The organism is Okeania sp. (assembly GCF_983059655.1).
Map to the genome: position 1 here is coordinate 1 of NZ_CEZPJD010000085.1, position 16,616 is coordinate 16,616.

General features: G+C 41.4%; 18 protein-coding genes and 1 pseudogene. 6 read left to right on the forward strand and 13 right to left on the reverse strand.

Going from position 1 to position 16,616, the window contains the following annotated elements:
• The 3 genes from AC3DU7_RS07615 to AC3DU7_RS07625 all read right to left on the reverse strand — a co-directional run.
• On the reverse strand, nucleotides 1–188 hold a 188-nt coding region (locus AC3DU7_RS07615), incomplete at its 3' end, for a hypothetical protein (RefSeq protein ID WP_488038752.1).
• A 209-nt stretch (nucleotides 189–397) separates the two neighbouring features.
• The gene (locus AC3DU7_RS07620; RefSeq protein ID WP_488038753.1) at nucleotides 398–760 is read right to left on the reverse strand and encodes a VOC family protein; all 363 of its coding nucleotides are present in this window, start codon (nucleotides 758–760) and stop codon (nucleotides 398–400) included.
• Nucleotides 761–834: 74 nt separating this feature from the next.
• A complete protein-coding gene (locus tag AC3DU7_RS07625) occupies nucleotides 835–969 on the reverse strand; it encodes a hypothetical protein (protein WP_488038754.1) in 135 nt (44 codons plus the stop codon).
• Between the two features lie 82 nt (nucleotides 970–1,051).
• On the opposite strand from AC3DU7_RS07625, the gene AC3DU7_RS07630 reads away from it, so the two are divergent.
• Entirely contained in the window at nucleotides 1,052–1,630 is a 579-nt protein-coding gene (locus AC3DU7_RS07630) for a pentapeptide repeat-containing protein (protein ID WP_488038755.1), read from the forward strand.
• On the opposite strand, the pseudogene AC3DU7_RS07635 reads toward AC3DU7_RS07630, so the two are convergent.
• Nucleotides 1,586–1,771, reverse strand: a pseudogene (locus AC3DU7_RS07635) (hypothetical protein); the annotation flags it as partial. The gene AC3DU7_RS07630 and the pseudogene AC3DU7_RS07635 overlap by 45 nt on opposite strands.
• A 23-nt stretch (nucleotides 1,772–1,794) precedes the next feature.
• On the opposite strand from AC3DU7_RS07635, the gene AC3DU7_RS07640 reads away from it, so the two are divergent.
• Together AC3DU7_RS07640 and AC3DU7_RS07645 are read left to right on the forward strand one after the other, a co-directional pair.
• Nucleotides 1,795–2,427, forward strand: coding sequence for a pentapeptide repeat-containing protein (locus AC3DU7_RS07640; protein WP_488038756.1), 633 nt, complete (start codon nucleotides 1,795–1,797; stop codon nucleotides 2,425–2,427).
• A gap of 361 nt (nucleotides 2,428–2,788) precedes the next feature.
• On the forward strand, nucleotides 2,789–3,595 hold the full coding sequence (locus AC3DU7_RS07645) for a pentapeptide repeat-containing protein (protein WP_488038757.1): 807 nt from the start codon (nucleotides 2,789–2,791) through the stop codon (nucleotides 3,593–3,595).
• A gap of 177 nt (nucleotides 3,596–3,772) precedes the next feature.
• Here the strand turns inward: AC3DU7_RS07645 and AC3DU7_RS07650 are convergent, their stop codons facing one another.
• Nucleotides 3,773–4,171 carry a DNA/RNA non-specific endonuclease gene (locus AC3DU7_RS07650; RefSeq protein WP_488038758.1) on the reverse strand — a complete coding sequence of 133 codons (399 nt, stop codon included), beginning with the start codon at nucleotides 4,169–4,171 and terminating at the stop codon, nucleotides 3,773–3,775.
• A gap of 74 nt (nucleotides 4,172–4,245) precedes the next feature.
• Here AC3DU7_RS07650 and AC3DU7_RS07655 point away from each other — a divergent pair, with 74 nt between their 5' ends.
• Nucleotides 4,246–4,947: a pentapeptide repeat-containing protein gene (locus AC3DU7_RS07655; protein ID WP_488038759.1), complete on the forward strand. Its 702-nt coding sequence runs from the start codon at nucleotides 4,246–4,248 to the stop codon at nucleotides 4,945–4,947.
• 205 nt (nucleotides 4,948–5,152) lie between these two features.
• Here AC3DU7_RS07655 and AC3DU7_RS07660 read toward each other — a convergent pair whose 3' ends face one another.
• Nucleotides 5,153–5,368 (reverse strand): cytoplasmic protein, encoded by a 216-nt coding sequence (locus AC3DU7_RS07660; RefSeq protein WP_488038760.1) that lies wholly within the window; start codon nucleotides 5,366–5,368, stop codon nucleotides 5,153–5,155.
• Between the two features lie 8 nt (nucleotides 5,369–5,376).
• Nucleotides 5,377–10,446 (reverse strand): hypothetical protein, encoded by a 5,070-nt coding sequence (locus AC3DU7_RS07665; protein WP_488038761.1) that lies wholly within the window; start codon nucleotides 10,444–10,446, stop codon nucleotides 5,377–5,379.
• Between the two features lie 373 nt (nucleotides 10,447–10,819).
• Here AC3DU7_RS07665 and AC3DU7_RS07670 point away from each other — a divergent pair, with 373 nt between their 5' ends.
• Nucleotides 10,820–11,728, forward strand: coding sequence for a pentapeptide repeat-containing protein (locus tag AC3DU7_RS07670; protein WP_488038762.1), 909 nt, complete (start codon nucleotides 10,820–10,822; stop codon nucleotides 11,726–11,728).
• A gap of 47 nt (nucleotides 11,729–11,775) precedes the next feature.
• On the opposite strand, the gene AC3DU7_RS07675 is transcribed toward AC3DU7_RS07670, so the two are convergent.
• Nucleotides 11,776–12,162: a DNA/RNA non-specific endonuclease gene (locus AC3DU7_RS07675; RefSeq protein WP_488038769.1), complete on the reverse strand. Its 387-nt coding sequence runs from the start codon at nucleotides 12,160–12,162 to the stop codon at nucleotides 11,776–11,778.
• A gap of 182 nt (nucleotides 12,163–12,344) precedes the next feature.
• On the opposite strand from AC3DU7_RS07675, the gene AC3DU7_RS07680 reads away from it, so the two are divergent.
• Nucleotides 12,345–12,998: a pentapeptide repeat-containing protein gene (locus tag AC3DU7_RS07680; RefSeq protein ID WP_488038763.1), complete on the forward strand. Its 654-nt coding sequence runs from the start codon at nucleotides 12,345–12,347 to the stop codon at nucleotides 12,996–12,998.
• 31 nt (nucleotides 12,999–13,029) lie between these two features.
• Here AC3DU7_RS07680 and AC3DU7_RS07685 read toward each other — a convergent pair whose 3' ends face one another.
• The 5 genes from AC3DU7_RS07685 to AC3DU7_RS07705 all read right to left on the reverse strand — a co-directional run.
• Entirely contained in the window at nucleotides 13,030–14,358 is a 1,329-nt protein-coding gene (locus AC3DU7_RS07685) for a DNA/RNA non-specific endonuclease (RefSeq protein WP_488038764.1), read from the reverse strand.
• 36 nt (nucleotides 14,359–14,394) lie between these two features.
• Nucleotides 14,395–14,922 (reverse strand): pentapeptide repeat-containing protein, encoded by a 528-nt coding sequence (locus AC3DU7_RS07690; protein WP_488038765.1) that lies wholly within the window; start codon nucleotides 14,920–14,922, stop codon nucleotides 14,395–14,397.
• Between the two features lie 50 nt (nucleotides 14,923–14,972).
• On the reverse strand, nucleotides 14,973–15,521 hold the full coding sequence (locus AC3DU7_RS07695) for a pentapeptide repeat-containing protein (RefSeq protein ID WP_488038766.1): 549 nt from the start codon (nucleotides 15,519–15,521) through the stop codon (nucleotides 14,973–14,975).
• A 56-nt stretch (nucleotides 15,522–15,577) separates the two neighbouring features.
• On the reverse strand, nucleotides 15,578–16,144 hold the full coding sequence (locus AC3DU7_RS07700; protein ID WP_488038767.1) for a pentapeptide repeat-containing protein: 567 nt from the start codon (nucleotides 16,142–16,144) through the stop codon (nucleotides 15,578–15,580).
• A 110-nt stretch (nucleotides 16,145–16,254) separates the two neighbouring features.
• Nucleotides 16,255–16,616: DNA/RNA non-specific endonuclease (locus AC3DU7_RS07705; protein ID WP_488038768.1), on the reverse strand; the 362-nt coding region annotated here is incomplete at its 5' end.

The following is a 16,616-nucleotide window of genomic DNA, read 5'->3' on the forward strand; positions in this document are numbered from 1 at the left end:
GAATTATTTTTGGTAAATGGTATAAATAGACATCTCCAAAAATTAAAAATAAAATCAATTTTTATCCATAAATTATCAATTATTCTTCTCTGTTTCCTGTTCCCTGTTCCCTCTTTTCTAGAAATGTCAAATAAAGTAATAGCGACTGCTATTAAATCTATATGTTCTTCAGCAAACCGTAGAGACAAATTGAAAATGGCCTATCTAGTTCTGTTCCCGACGGGGAGCATGGAGTAGAAAGAGTCAAATATCGATTCATAAGCATTAATGTTATACTTAGGTAACACTTCAGTTATTAAGTAATTAACTTATACCGAATTACTTTTTTGATAATTATGAGGTAGTTAGCATTAATTATTCTTATTTTTATTCCCACTCCACCACTCCCCTACTCTCCCTAATTATTAACTATGGCTTCCGGTTCGTACAGGTATTCAAACCAGTTACCATCTAAATCTTTACCATAAAAGGAAGCTGTGCCATCTCGATGTTCATGAACAGAGGAAACTTGAATATTTTGCGCTTTGAGCTGTTCGTAGGCAGTTTCCATTTCTGAGCGATCGCTAAACACGAACCCAAAATGTGGCCCTGCTTGCTCATATCCAGGACTCAAAAGTGCTAGTCCATCATCGCCAGCTTTTAGGTATGCCCAGTCGGCATCTTTCCAGGCTATTTCCATTCCCAGATTTTGATAGAACTCTACTGCTTTGTCAACGTCTTGTACGCATATAGCTACATGGCCTAATCTTTTCAACTTCATAGTCAACTACTATTAAAATTTTTCTATTTTGAATTATATTACGCGCTATTTGTTTGTTTTGCTTTTTCCTGTATTCAGATGAGGCGATCGCTTAAGTTAACGTCACCAATATTTAATCTTGCTATTTCTCCTCGTCTCCAAGCATTATCCCAAAGTAGTCTAAGGATAGCGTAGTCGCGTTTTCCACTGAATGTACTTCTGTTTAGCAACTGCATTAACAGTTTGATTTGGCGATCGGGTAATGCATTTTGGCTATCGTTGATGATATAGAACTATATTAGGAGGCAATCTATGGATGTACAAGAATTTCTCAGAAAGTTGGCCGAAGGAGAGAGAAATTTTCAGAAAGTCGATCTTAGTGGTGTCGATCTTAGTGGTGTCAACCTCAGTGGTTCTTCTGTAAAGCGTCTCGAGCTGCGTTATTCTAATTTTACAAGTGCTAACCTTACAGATACGAACCTTGATTATGTCATCTTTTGCGACTCGAACTTGATAGGAGCTTGCTTGAAGAGAGCAAATCTCTATAAGGCAAGTTTTAGTGATTGCGATTTGAGTGATGCCAATCTCAGTAATGCCAATGCAATACAAACAAGCTTTAGTGGAGCCACGTTGATAAATGCCAATCTTAGTAATGCTAATTTAGAAGGTGCAAGTTTTAATAATGCAGACATCGAGAGAGCCAATCTCAGTGGTGCAAACCTTAATGAAGCTTGTCTGTACACTGCTTCCCTGATTAATGCAATACTAATTGGTGCTGATTTGACAGATACCACTAATGACATAAACTTCATTTCCCTTTTCGACAAACTCACGAGTGTAATTTTCAATCTGTTGCCAAAGAGCAGTACCATTATGGGTTGTTTCTTGTGAGACAATATTTGATAGCAAATTAGCAGCAAGGGTACTATCCTTTGCCTTTACTACCGGATTCCTCTTACTAGAATCATAAATTCCAGGATTCCTATTCGGAAAAGTTTTGGTAAAAATTTTGACTAGAATAGTTGATAACATAAAGCTATATTAGGAGACAATCTATGGATGTACAAGAATTTCTCAGAAGGTTGGCCGAAGGAGAAAGAGATTTTCAGAAAGTCGATCTAAGTGGTGTCGATCTCAGTAATACTGAACTGAGCCGAGATTTACCAAATCGTATCGAACTGCGTTTTTCTAATTTTGCTGGTGCCAACCTGATGGGTGTGAACCTTACTTATGCCAACTTACGCAGTTCTAACTTGATAGGAGCTTGCTTGAAAGGGGCAAATCTCTATAAGGCAAGTTTTAGTAATTGCGATCTGAGTGGGGCTAATATCAGTAACGCGAACACAGAAAGAATAAGCTTTACTAATGCTAAATTAACTAATGCCAATCTTAGTAATGCTAATTTAGAAGGTGCAAGTTTTTATGAAGCAGACCTGGAGGGAGCGAATCTCAGTGGTGCTAATCTCCATGAAGCTTGTTTGTATAGAGCTTGCCTGATTAATGCAATACTAATTGGCGCTGATTTGAGAGATACCGATCTGGAAAATGCTGATTTTGAAGGAGCAAACCTTAAAAATGCTAATTTTCAAGGTGCAAACTACGATTTAGAAAGAGATGTATGTTATTCTATAGATGTTGAAAATGCTATTGTTGGTAATACTACTATGCCTGGTGGAGAAGTACTGTAGTTAAAATTGTTGCCAACAATTAATTTTGCACCTGAAAATTTTTTCAACAGAAGTTTCTGATTTTTAGAGAAACTTCTATATAAACTTTTGCCTTTTTACCCTCACTCTGATCGACCAACTCAAAGGTTATGTCGGCAACCTTACCATGTAGACCTGAATCCTGGGGAATATCTACTTGGAACGTTTCAAATCCTACAGTAGCATAGTCGAGCTTATAACGAGCATCATGGTAGCGATCGTCAAGATTTCCGAAAATATCCCTTCGATAATTCCCTTGCGATCATCCTCTCTAGTTTGACGTTGAACAGTTACAATTTAACTTGTATTTGATTTTAATTTGATAGTTAATAGGACACAAACTATGGACAGAAAAGAATTCCTTGAGCTATACGAAGTTGGAGAAAGAAATTTTACCAACGTTTCTCTGAGAGAAGCTAACTTAAGTGGCATTAATCTAAGAGATGTTTTCTTGAACGGTGCAGACCTAATTTGTGCCGATCTACAATACAGCGTTTTCAAAGACGTTGACTTAAGCGGTGCCAATCTCAGATGTGCCGATCTAAGTGCTACACAACTCGATGGTGTCGATTTTGAAGGAGCCAACCTAAGAGGTGTGATTTGGCCTCGTAGTTCCTTGAGAAATATAGATCTGAGTGGTATAAATATGGAGGGCGCTAACTTGTGCAATACCACCATCAAAGAAGTTAAGTTTCACTACACCAAATTGAGAGAATCTAACTTAGAATTTGCTATATTTGTGAAGACAGAGCTAAAAAAGGCTGACTTGATTTGTGCTAATCTAAGCAGAACCCGTTTGAATAAAGCCGATCTAAGTGGTGCTAATCTCAGAGGAGCTAATTTGAAAAAATCTCAACTAAAGAAAGCACTCTTGAATGATGCAGATATCAGAAGAGCAGATTTGAGCTATTGTGACTTGCAAGGTGCCAATTTGAGAGGTGCGGATCTCAGAGATGCTAACTTAACTCATGCTAACTTAGAGGGTAGTAATTTGAGTTTAGTCTACTTAGAAGGGACAAACCTAGAATGTGCTAACCTTAAGAAGGCTAGCATCGATTGGGGAGGTAACACGCAAAACGTATTCTTACACAATACCATTTTACCAGATGGTAAAGTTAGAGTTGGTCCTGAGTATTGGCTGAGGGGGTGACAAAAGGGTTTCAGAACTTTTTCTGGAGATGTCTATTATACCCAGAATGAGAAATACAGTGCTTTTCAGATTGATGAACCACATCGTCACAACCAAAATCCTGTAGGGACGTTCCATGGAATGTCCCTACTGTGGTCTATCGTGCAGGAAAACTGCTGTAATGCTACAACATAAAGTCTAGTCAATATAACGGAAAGTTTTCCTTGCCTCTATTCGTTCTTCAACTTCATCAGGAAGACTGGATAAAAAGTCAAGTCCAGTTAACCCTTCAATAGCGTCAGTCGCAACTCTCCAAGCTGTCCACTGGTCTTCTTGTTTGCTGGTGTCGAGAGTGTATGTTGGATCGTTAGGTATATCTACGGCTATAACATCTACAATTCCTCCATCTCGTCGATCGTTAATATCTTTTGGACGATAACCAGGTTGATCTAGAACCAAAGCAACTTTCCACAAATGGGAGGGAATCCCAATGTTATTTTGGGCAACAGGATCGTCACCGAGAAGAACATCCCATGGATCTTCTGTTACATCTACAAGTCCGCGTCCTCCAGCAACGATAATTATGTAATATTTCATTGGAGGCTCGGAGCGAAAAGGGCAGTTTTCTGAGATGTCTGCAAAGTCAAGCTTTCATTTCTAGATTGCCCTCTATGGCAGCTTCGCGGTTATTTGACCAAACCAGGCACAAAATTATGGATATTCAAGAATTTCAAAGATTACTGGCTCAAAAACGGCATGATTTTAGTGGAGTTGACTTGAGCCGACTTAATTTAGAAGACTTCGATCTACACTTTTTCATGTTTCGTTACGCTAATCTAAGTAACACAAATTTCAATAGAGCTAACCTCCAGGGTTCTCATTTCTCTCAAGCTGACTTCACAAGTGCTAAATTCCTCGAAGCTGATTTAAGCAATAGTAATTTGAGCTATGCCGATCTTAGTCGAGTTAACCTTACTAGAGCAACTATAATGTATGCTAATATTAGTTTTTCTAAGATTACGCAAGCAAAATTAGTCGATGCTGAGTTAAGTTATAGCAATTTCAGTTATAGCAACCTTAATAGATCGTGTCTTAAAAAGACTAACTTAAAAGGAGCTAGACTAGATAAAGCCTATCTCAGATATGTCGATCTGGTAAATGCTAATTTAGAGGGAGCTAGTCTTCAGTATAGTGAGTTAACAGATGCTAACTTAGAAGGAGTTAACTTAGCCGGAGCAGAACTCAAATATACTAATGTAGAAGGAACTAATCTGCGAGGAGCTAACCTCACAAATGCAATCTTGGAAAATACTGACCTAACAAAAGCCTTGTTTGGCAACACAATCATGCCAGATGGTAGCATTAGAGATTAGGGTATTCCTGCTCGCGTAATTCTATACAGGAAAAGGAATACCTAGCAAGGGAGCAAAATGCTCCCACTACCTCGCCTTGTCACAAACATTGCCGGATAATTTACGATCGTTACAATGTGCCACCACCGAGATTAGTTCTACTTCAAAAAGCCACTCCTCCTCAAAGTTTTAATACTGGTGTATTTATAGTGCTTCCCAAAAAGTTCTATTCTTTTTGGCGCTCGTGCTTAATCCTAAACCTTTTGTACAAATTGTGTTCTGAGGGTTTGTAAACAACATTATTCCTTTGAATAGGTAAAGGTTTAATATGTTTTAACTGCCCTGATGCAATGAATATAGGAATTATATCCGGATCGAAGGCTAAACAGGTTCCATCTGGACGAAGATGAAGACAGTATTGACATCCTTTGTACTCGATCATGGTTGAACTTATTTAATAACTACTACTTGTTCTGTATCATAAACAACAAAGTATTGCAAATCTTTAATTTCTACTCCTTGATTACCTTGATCTTTCAAAAACTCTGTATATGCAATAGATGCTTCATCATAAACCCCATAAAGATTGTTTTCTTGATAGTATTCCTCTGCTTGCTCTCTGAAACCAAATCCTTGTGGAAAAGCAGCTACTTTTTTCGCCTTGAGCATAACATCCAATACGTGACCATCACCACCAAGGTTAGCGTAGTCCTCCGCTATTTGTCTATTGCTACCAGTGTAAAAACCAGGTCCATAATCTGAGTAAGGATCGAATAATTCCGGATTGACACCTGTGGTAGAAATACTCTGAGCACCTGTAGTATTAGTTCCATGATAGAACACTTTGCCTCTGAAGTAACTTGTTCCAGTATATTCTTCTGCTTCAGCTCGATTCATAGAAGGTTTCCAAGGTCTGGTAGATTCGCCAAAGAAAATATTATCTAAGTAAACCAGGCCATTACTTACTTCAAATTTAAGTTTTCCTGTCTTGCCTTTTAATGCTTCTGGTACATCTACAGGGAAAGTTTCAAACCCTTCAGTTCCATAATTGATTTTGCGGGTATTTTCGACTTGAAATGCATTTTGATTATCAACTTTTTCTAGATCTATATTTCCTATTGGCGTGTAAGTTTCAAAACCAGGAGCATCTCCCTGCATGGAAACTGTAAGAGTTCCGTCTTGATCAAGCTGCTCTTCAGGAACATGAACGTTAAATCGCAACACATCTTCTGTGGTAGGGATCAAAAATGAATTATGTGTAATACTTTGACCAGATTCTAATCGCAAAGCTCGATCGCCTTCTCGATAATTCTCTTCTCCTTCAATATTACCAAGTTGTTCAAAGTGTGTTTGCAGACTAGGAATGTCCTCAGCAAGTTCATGGACTTTTACCAAAGTTCCTTCTTCAAATTCGTCGTTGGGGACTGGGGTAGATTGCGAAAAATTTGAACTTGAAGCCAAAGCTATCTGATTAGGTTCTGAGGAAATTGGCACAGATCCTATACCATTATGAAAAGACCATCCTGGAATCGCATTAGTTGTATTTAAAGTCTTAGCTAAAATAGAATCCGGCTCGGTAACAATATCAAAATTACCATTAAACACAGTCGGTACAGGAAAATCACCTTGACTATCACGATCGCCAGTATTATCAAAACTCACAGGTATCCGCTCTTCAAGCTTCAACTCCGGTCGCAAATCCTTACCACCACCAAGCACTGAATAAAACCAACCCGTACCTATACCTTCCCACGGTGCATTCTCATCCCCTAACTCAAAAGTCGCCTTCTGATGGTCAGGAACGTACCAAGGATTGGGCACACCTGGAAAATCACGGTCATATAAATGGTCATGATACCCATCTCCCAAACGACGATACAATTCATCCGGGGATTTCAGGACCGACAAATTAGTAGTACCGTCATACCAAGAAACCACTCGTCCGTGAGTTGCACCGCGACCTGCCAGCAGAGGTATCCCGTCAGTTTCCCTGGTAAAACCAGCTCGACTATTCTCATAATTATTTTCATCAGAATTCGTGCCCAAAAAGACATTCAAATCCGCATTCTCAATCAACCGACCTGCTGGCGTTCCAGTCAATTCTAACAAATTAGGGTCTAACTTCGGCACAGTCTGATAGTAATTATCAGCAAAAGTCACATTCTCCCAAACCTGTACTTCTGGATCGTTGAAATCAGCAAACCCTTCTCCACCTATGAATGGAATCCATCCAGGGAATGAAAAACCTGGTTGCTCAAAATCATGGGGGTCAATGGTAGTCATTTGTAAATCTCGAATTTGCTTACCTTCAGAGTCCAGTTGAGGAGTGCCATCCGCGTTCAGAGGTCCTCCTGCGTGGGGGAAGTGTGTCCCGATACGCTGAATCATTTCGCTAGTGACTACAGTACCGCGACTGAAACCAATAAAATGCAACGGAGAGTCGAAAACAGCACCATGTTTGTTGACCAGTTGGCCATCAATATTTTCAACTGTTCCTCCTAGTTGTTGGTCGAGTTGAACAACAGAAGCAAAGAAAGCATCTGCAGCTCCTTCACTGAAACCAGAGTCAGGAATTGATGATTGATTATCAGCAGACCAATCAGTGAGTAAGACTAAAGGTTTACCGTAATAATCAGAAATCTCCACATCCGGTAAAAGACGACGCTGTTCGTCGATGGCATCCCAACCCCCTGTCTCGCTATTGTACTGCATCACTAAACCATCACCACCAGAAGAGGCGATATTATTGCCTAAGTCGTAAATATTATCGGGAATTCCCGGACCTTCAGTAGGGAATTTAAAGCCATGAGTAACCACACTAACGCTGCTGAAAGTATTGTCAAGATTATGTTCGGGATTTTCGGTCTTGAAACTGCGAGACTCAAGCTCAGAATTTCCATTATTATCAATAACTTCAACTGCCCAATGATAATTCTGCCCTGCAGTCAATGTCAATTCGTCTGGTAGAGTCAAGCGAGAGTTAGTATTTGGCTGACCGCTTGTGGGTGCAGAAATTTCAGTTTCCCCATCGTGCACATACCACTTTCCTGTACCCGTTTCTGTATCCAGCTTCCAAGTAGCAGTCAAAATGCGATTAGGATTAAAATCACCAATTCCATTCCAAGGTCTTGTCAGCAAATTCTGTTTATCAGAAATACTCAGTCCCGGCAGCACAGAAGCATCGTTCAAATCAACCACATCATCCCAAGGCAACAAACCATTACCCTCATCAAACACACTCACAAACAAATTAACTTCTTCGATATTCTCAGATGCAACACCATCAAAATCCCACTCCAACGTCGGAGTCAAATCGGGACTGCCATCATCTTCTACTAAATCCACATTCTCCAAATCCAACCAATCGCCCCCAGTAATCGCAATCCCCCGTGGATTCCCACCAATAGCCACCGGACCCCGCGTCGTATCATCAGGCACTCCAAACACAAACTGATTACGAGGCCTGTCCTCCTGGACAATCTCAAAATCAGCAGCTATACTAATATCCGGATTAATATCATCAATCGGCACCGACTCAAAATCCGCCGCCGTCACCGTCCGCGCCGTACTCTCATCAAAAAACGGAGACCCCACACCCCGGTCTAAAATATCAATCTCATAATCCCCAGGCGAAGAAAGGGTCTCAATCATCTCCTCCACATCAAAAATCAACACATCACCACTAGAATTCAAATGTGGATTAGAAACATACAAATACTTATCATCATTACTCAATACCACATCGTAAGTCAAACGGTCTGGCAGTGGTCGAGTCGCTGCCACCAACTGGGGATTATCACCCAACGGGTCTTGAATAATCCCCACATTACTACCACTTAACACTTCACCATCAAAAAGTGCCCTGAAATTGCGACCTGCCACAAAAGCATAAGACCCATCCTTTGTCAGTGTTACACTAGAACCCTCTTGAACATCAAAATAGTCTAGATTGGAACCCAAACCTAAAGAAGTATAGCGAATCTCTGCAGACCAACTTAATGGGTCATCATTAGTTACCTCCAATACCCCAAAACCATTGAAAAGGAAATCTTTATGTCCGCTCGTAAAAGTCATCATCCCTGCTTCATTAGTAGAGGAAATTCCCATCGCTCCTTGGTCTGTGTCTATCCGACCTATTTGCTCGTGCCACTTATTAGAATTGCCTGACTCCGACAGAGATTTATCCTTGGCATCCACATTCACCGCATAAATATAACCATCCTGACCAGTTACAAACAACCGCCGACCATCGCTACTAATAGCTAATCTGTTCAACCCTCTCGAACTATCCAACTCTATTGTCTGCACTACCTGATGGTATGTACTCGAAAACGGGTCGATATCCAACACATAAACTTCTGGCAGATCCTCATTGGCAATATAAGCATATTCATCCCTCAACCCCAGAGCAATATCCACTGGTCGTGCCCCATCTGGCAAAGGAATGGGGTCGGTAACATCAGGCGTCTCTGGCAGATTATCTACCTGTGACAACACCATTGGGTCTACCATAGCGACCCCACCACTCCACTTCAACGGTACATAAACCCGACTATTATCGCTAGTTATGGCCAACGACTCTGGTCGATCCGTTACTCCATCAACCCCTACAGGAATTCGGCCTAAAGCTAAATCTTCACTGCTCGTACTGTTAACCACAGTTTCAGGGTTGCTAGCATCCACTACCGATACACTATCTACTCCTGCTAAAGCTGTAAACACATACTCTGCGTCATTTTCTAACCGCAGTTCATTGCTCTCAAATTCAATGGGTTCATAAACAGGCTCAGTGCCATTTTGCTCTACTAATATATCTTGTTCCCTACTCAGAGCAATTTTAGAACTACCCAAAGGCACTGTCACGGGAACTTTGACCGCTACTTCTACCCGGTTATCGTCAACCTCTTGACTTAAAGATGGTAACACTTCTGCTGAATATACTTGGTCTCCCACATAAAACTTCACCTGCAAATCTTCTAACCTACTCCCAGTGGATGTTGGTAGATCGTTATTATCTATGAGTGCGTTATCTGCACTTAAGAATAAAACTGGTTCGTTATCTGGAAAAGGTTCACCATTATCATCATTAAATTTCAATTCTGCCCCTTGTAAAACTGGTGCTTCGGTGGGGTCTGATTCTGGTGCTTCAAGATTCAAGTTAGCTTCAAAAGTGGCTAACCCATCTTCTGCACGTTGTACCCCTACTTCTGTCACTACTGGCAACCCTACTTGTGGGATAGCTATGACATCTACTGAAGAAATGTCATAGGTAACGGTAAAACCAGTGACAAAAGAGTCTGGGTCAATTAATTGACCGATATCTCCTCTGGGGTCGATAATTCCGAAAAATGCTAGAGGTACGTTAGTTGTTTGAGTTAGCTGACCTTTGACTAAGGTGGCACTACCAGGTAGACCGGAGAAGATGACCATGTATTCTCCTGGTCTGACTACCCCTGGATAGGGTGGCGATGTGGTACGGATAAATCCATCAGCATCCACTACTCCTGATTCTTCTTGCAACCAAATATCATTCCAAGTACCTGTTTCATCTGGCAGTGCGCCTTTACGCAGAAACCAAACTTCCGTACCTGTTTCTATACCTTCTGGTGCTGGTATCGCCAGTTGTGCTGGAATGTATTGAATAAAAGCCGTTCTTTGTATAGTAATAAGAACGGCTTGTACACAAACGAACTACTTTTTCTAAGAAACAACCCCAGTTCTTTCAGTAGGGCCGTTGTCTACCCTTTCTTCAATTCGGTCTTGAATTTCTTCGGGGTGGATTATAAGCCGCATCAAAATTACCATTAAATAAAGTCAGCACCCCTTGTTCTTGCCTTAGATTAGGAAGAATTTGATATACTAAAGATGGCGTTCTAGATTTAGAAGAGTAACTATGACACGCATAATGCAGATAACAACTGAAAAACTACTGGAGCAATATGCAGCAGGTGAAAGAGATTTTTCCGGGCTGGAGTTGCAAGGGAAACGCCGTTCGGAAGGTCTCCAACTGCAAGGGGCACACCTTCCGGGAATCAATTTCAGTGGTTCTAAACTCAAGTATGCTAAATTAGATGATGCTAATCTTGAAGGTGCAAATCTCAGGGGTACTAAATTGCGCCAGTGCGATCTAAATCAAGCTAACCTCAAAGGTGCAAATTTCAGGGGGACTGAATTGAAGGGCTGCAAATTCAAAGGGGTTAACCTTAAGGGGGCAGACATTCGGGAAGCCTATATTTCCGAGAGCTCTTTTGATGATGCCTGTCTGGCAAATGTCAATTTCAGCGTTTCTAAGTTTGCTCGCGCTAATTTAAATGACACTAACTTCAAGGGGGCGAATCTTAGGGGTACTGAATTGCGCAAGTGCTATCTATCTAACGCTAACCTCAAGGGGGCAGACCTTCGAGAAGCTTATATTTCCGAGAGCAGTTTTGATATGGCTTGTCTGGTAAATGTCAATCTAGAAGGAACCGTGTTATTCTACTGTGGCTTTGATAGAGCGAACCTAGAACGAGTAAATCTCAGTGAGGCAAGGATTGATAGATGTGTTTTTGATCGATGTAATTTCACAGAGGCTATCTTCGTACTAACCAAAATTTACGGAAGTGGCTTTAACTATACCTGCTTTCAAAATGCACGGTTTGAAGACTGTGACGGTTATGATAATTATGCTGAATTTGCTGACTATCGCGGAGCCAGTTCTGCTCCGATTCTCGAATACTACAGGCAAACCATCATGCCCGACGGAAGTGTTGTTACTTCCATGCCCGACGGAAGTATTGTTACTTCCGACGGGATAGATTAGTGATGGCTCTTTAGTAAACTGAGGTGACTACTCGCATCTCCGTAGATTCATGGATTCGATTGTAGGGGCAAGGTCAGCTCGCTCGAATCATCCTTCTGAATTTCTTTTTGAATTTCCTGTGGCAAATCTGAGAAAAAGTCATAACCCGTAATACCTTCGAGGTAATTTACATTGACTCGCCAGTTCGGCCAGTGTTGCCAGTTAGCAACTTGGCGCGTCTCCCCGCCTGGAAGTTGGACAGGCCCGTTATTACCAGTAGGAGGCTGACGATTTGGTGTAATCAAAGCAATAACTTGGGTATTGGCATCAATGTCAGAAAGACTTTGACCGGGTTCGAGGACTGTAGCAATCTTCCAGGTGAAATCGGGAACGGGAATCTGTTTTGGATTAGTTCTGGAGTCTTTGTTGAAACTGTGTTGTGGATTTCTCGTAATTTTGGTACTTCAGGACTATAATCAAACCCACCCGCAGTCATATACAGTTCCTGATTATTGTCAGTCACAAGTTCTCGCATATCATTTTCGAGATGAGCCCATGCACTTCCTTGTCGATTGTTATCAAGTGTAATACTATTTGGCTTGATGGTCGTATTAACAACGGATTTAGGAGACAAATTATGAACGCGGAAGAACTGCTCAGACGTTACAGCGCTGGAGAAAGAAATTTTACTGGTGCTGACTTAAGAGGGATCGAATTAAGAAATTGTCATCTTGAAGCAGCTAACTTTAGTAACGCCGACTTCACTCAAGCTAAACTGTATAGAGTAAAATTCAAAGGAGTAAATTTAAGTTGCGCCAATTTTACTCAAGCTAGATTAAGGTATGCGGAACTAGAGGAAGTAAATCTAAATCGCGCTAATTTGACGGAAGTTTCTTTCGATGCCTATCTAAAAAATATCAACCTGGAAGAAGCCAATCTCAAGAATGCAAGATTAGGAAACATAGAAATTAGTAATGCTAACATGAAGAGAGCTAATTTAGAAAACTCTTGCCTTGTGGAGGCTTCTTTATTCCAAGTCAACCTTGATGAAGCCTTGTTAATAGAATCCAATTTAGGCCAAGCAATGTTCCAGGACGTTAGCTTGAAAAATGCTAATCTGGAGAGGGCAATTTTTTGTGAAACTAGCTTAGGAAATATCGATCTGACAGGAGCCAGGATCACTGGCTCCAATTTATGGTCTGAGTGCATTATTGACACTATTACTACTCCTGAAGGAGAGTATATTAAAGAGTATTGGAGGATTTTGCTAGAGCAAAGATCGAAAGGATAAACGAGGTTAATGTATTAACACAGAAGACGCTTTAAGGATTGAAATTTCCGATGCGGTCTTCAATAATAGCTTGGATTTCTGTGGGAACGTTCGACAGAAAATCGTAACCAGTTATTTCTTCAAGATCATCTACACTAACCCGCCATTCCCGCCATTCACTAGGGTTTTCTACTGTTAAATCTGTTCCATTTGGTAGTTCGTAGGTTCCTGCGGCAGGAGCTGCTAGATTATTAAATATTACAGCAGTAACTTGTGTATCTTTAGTAATATCTGCAACTCCCTGACCTGCTTCCAGAGGAACCACAACTTTCCAAGCATAAGCAGGAATTCCAATACCTTTAGGATTTGTAGTCCATGTATCGTTGGTGCCTCCTAGAACCACCCTGCCTTCGTCATTCGTAGTCACAAAATTCCTGATTTCTCCTGGAGGTTGAAAACGTGGACCATCAGGAGTATCTATTATTTCTGGTCTTTCAGGATCGTACTCAGCCCCGCCTGCAATAATGTACAGTTCTCTGTTGCTATTGCAGGCGACAGCATTATTACTTTCGAGTTCTAGACCTCTCCAGGGACTATTAAAAAACTGATTCAAGTCACGATTTTGGGGGATAATATTTGTTGTTGTAAAAGTTGAATACACATCCTTAAATGTCCTGTTTCGATCGTCAACAGGCATCATGTGACCCCGCTGAACTCTGAGATCGGGAATAATATTGTTTTCCCTGTAATCGGGTGGTTGAGTTACTACCCAATCAGCCGGAAGGGCGTTGTCTGGTACCCAGGGATAATCACCAGATATGGGGATTTGACCGATAGGAAAACTAGCATCAGGAGGTCCAACTTCATCAGGAAAATCAGGACTAAAAGCGGGAGTAAAACCAACTGGAGGATAATTATCAGAACGATTATTCCGTGCATCATTTTGCTTGAGTTCTCCCAACCAAGACTGATTGAGCTGCCAACTCACCCAATTAGGACCTTTGTTCTCATCGCTATAAGACAGGGTGTACTGAGGCTTTTCAATCAAATAATTGTTTGGTTGCGGATCGTCCTCATTTTCAGGGTCAAGGCTGTTGCGAGCATTGCTAGGATTTCCCAATTTAGTGTGAACTCCTTGGAAGAAGATATCATCTAAATACACTGGATTTGTGCTACCTTCTACCTCAAACCGCAACCCTAGCGATTTTAACTCCACAGCATAATTAGTTTGATAATCATCGGAGTCAGGATCGTTAGCTACTTTTGTTAGATGCTCCTCCAAACTACTAACATTACGCAAATTAACCAAATTATCCGTAGGTCGCACCAACGTAGAATTAGCGCTGTTATGATAAGACCACCCCGGAATTTCCCGCGACACAGCATTATTGTGCAGAAAACCATTGAGAACTACTTTCTAAAAGCTATAATCGTATCGTGGACCTTCTATATATGTTCCATCAGGCATTGTCATTTGCCAAACCAAAGCGTTGGGACAATAAATGAAGCGATCCCCGAATCTGTTAACAATCCTTACCTGGGAGAAGTCCACTTGACACAGAATGCTTTCGGTTAAGTCAACGTTAGTGAAATCTGCACCTTCGAGTTTCGCTCCTCTGAGGTTGGCAGCAGTTAATAGACTTCTGGCTATGTCTGTTCCGCTTAAACAGGCATCCTGTAGGTTCGCTCCTGTCAAATCGGTCTCGTGTAGGTCGGTTTCTATGAGTTCGGCACCAGGCATATAAGCTCCAGCTAAATTGGAATTGCGGAGGTTGGCTAGACTGAGTTTAATTCTGGGAAGGTATGCTCCGCTCAAAATAATATTGCTAAGATCGGCATCCTCTAGAACTGATTCTCTACAGGTATCAGGAAAAAACCTAATTCCTGCAAAATTTCGTTCTCCTGCATTATAGCGATCGAGCAGTTGCTGTGGGGTGATGTACACGATTGACTTCCGGATAAAATATTATGTTTTGCTATTCATTATCACACAAATTAGAACGACTTTCTCGTGTCTTCTGCCGTCTGGGGAGCTTCTATATATGTTCCGTCGGCCATTCTCATTTGCCAAAGCACAGCGTTGGGACAGTAAATTCCCTGGGATTGGTCGCTTTCAGCAATCTTGACCCGGGAGAAGCCGACTTGACAGAGAATGCTATCGCTTAAGTCAGCGTCAGTCAAGTCTGCTCCTAAAAGTTCCGTTCTTATCAATTGTGCGCCCATCAATTTAGCTCTAGTGAGGTTAGCTCTGTTTAAGCAAACATCCCTTAGAACCGCTCCTGTCAAATCGGCATCGCTTAGATCGGCATCGGGTAGGGCGGCCTGATGCATATAAGCTCCAACTAACTTAGCACCGCGCAGGTTGGCTCCACGGAGTCTAATCAGGTCAAGGTATGCTCCGCTCAAAATAATATTGCTAAGATCGACACCGCATAAGAGAGATATATTTTCTTTAGCTCTAGAGCTATGCAACATTGTAATCCCGGCAAAATTTCGTTCTCCTGCATTATAGCGATCTAGAAGTTGTTGTGTACTGATGTACATTACTGGCCCTCTGGACATCATTGACCTCCTTGTTTTGCTATTGGCTCTCAAACAAATTAGAACGACTTTCTCGTGTCTTCTGCGGTTTGGGGACCTTCTATATATGTTCCGTCGGCCATTCTCATTTGCCAAAGCACAGCGTTGGGACAGTAAATTCCCTGGGATTGGTCGCTTTCAGCAATCTTGACCCGGGAGAAGCCGACTTGACAGAGAATGCTATCGCTTAAGTCAGCGTCAGTCAAGTCTGCTCCTAAAAGTTCCGTTCTTATCAATTGTGCGCCCATCAATTTAGCTCTAGTGAGGTTAGCTCTGTTTAAGCAAACATCCCTTAGAACCGCTCCTGTCAAATCGGCATCGCTTAGATCGGCATCGGGTAGGGCGGCCTGATGCATATAAGCTCCAACTAACTTAGCACCGCGCAGGTTGGCTCCACGGAGTCTAATCAGGTCAAGGTATGCTCCGCTCAAAATAATATTGCTAAGATCGACACCGCATAAGAGAGATATATTTTCTTTAGCTCTAGAGCTATGCAACATTGTAATCCCGGCAAAATTTCGTTCTCCTGCATTATAGCGATCTAGAAGTTGCTGTCTACTGATGTACATTACTGGCCCTCTGGACATCATTGACCTCCTTATAAAATCTATCTTTTATTGTGGAACTCAAAGAGCTATGGCTCTTTGAGTTCTATATCGCTCTCAACTAGCGTTTTTAGCCTTGCTTAGAATCACCATCAAGGAATTATACTGGTATCGGTATAGTTTTCAATTACCTCCTGAATGTCTTTAGGAATATTTGAGAAAAAGTCTAAGCCCGTCAGATCCTCAATATCGTTAACTGAGGAGATAATACTAACGCTAGAATTTTTCCAATTTTCTCCTTGTGGTTGAGGGACGTTTTCCATCAGCACTCCAAAAGCAGATGCTCCAAAAGTTATATCTGTAGGGCTTTGACCAGGTTCTTCTGGTATCAAAACTACCTTCCAAAGATACTCGGGAACGTTAATATCGAATTGATTTCGACCAGGCACCATTCTTGAGGGAATCTGGTCTTTAGAGCCAAGCGTCCCAGCAATGATGTAAACCTCATTCCTGG

Excerpts from the sequence above, each read along its gene's own strand:
- AC3DU7_RS07620 (WP_488038753.1), bottom strand. The coding sequence starts at position 760 with ATGAAGTTGAAAAGATTAGGCCATGTAGCTATATGCGTACAAGACGTT.
- AC3DU7_RS07680 (WP_488038763.1), top strand. The coding sequence starts at position 12,345 with ATGAACGCGGAAGAACTGCTCAGACGTTACAGCGCTGGAGAAAGAAAT.
- AC3DU7_RS07645 (WP_488038757.1), top strand. The coding sequence starts at position 2,789 with ATGGACAGAAAAGAATTCCTTGAGCTATACGAAGTTGGAGAAAGAAAT.
- AC3DU7_RS07650 (WP_488038758.1), bottom strand. The coding sequence starts at position 4,171 with ATGAAATATTACATAATTATCGTTGCTGGAGGACGCGGACTTGTAGAT.
- AC3DU7_RS07640 (WP_488038756.1), top strand. The coding sequence starts at position 1,795 with ATGGATGTACAAGAATTTCTCAGAAGGTTGGCCGAAGGAGAAAGAGAT.
- AC3DU7_RS07660 (WP_488038760.1), bottom strand. The coding sequence starts at position 5,368 with ATGATCGAGTACAAAGGATGTCAATACTGTCTTCATCTTCGTCCAGAT.
- AC3DU7_RS07655 (WP_488038759.1), top strand. The coding sequence starts at position 4,246 with ATGGCAGCTTCGCGGTTATTTGACCAAACCAGGCACAAAATTATGGAT.
- AC3DU7_RS07670 (WP_488038762.1), top strand. The coding sequence starts at position 10,820 with ATGACACGCATAATGCAGATAACAACTGAAAAACTACTGGAGCAATAT.
- AC3DU7_RS07700 (WP_488038767.1), bottom strand. The coding sequence starts at position 16,144 with ATGTCCAGAGGGCCAGTAATGTACATCAGTAGACAGCAACTTCTAGAT.
- AC3DU7_RS07630 (WP_488038755.1), top strand. The coding sequence starts at position 1,052 with ATGGATGTACAAGAATTTCTCAGAAAGTTGGCCGAAGGAGAGAGAAAT.
- AC3DU7_RS07695 (WP_488038766.1), bottom strand. The coding sequence starts at position 15,521 with ATGTACATCAGTACACAACAACTTCTAGATCGCTATAATGCAGGAGAA.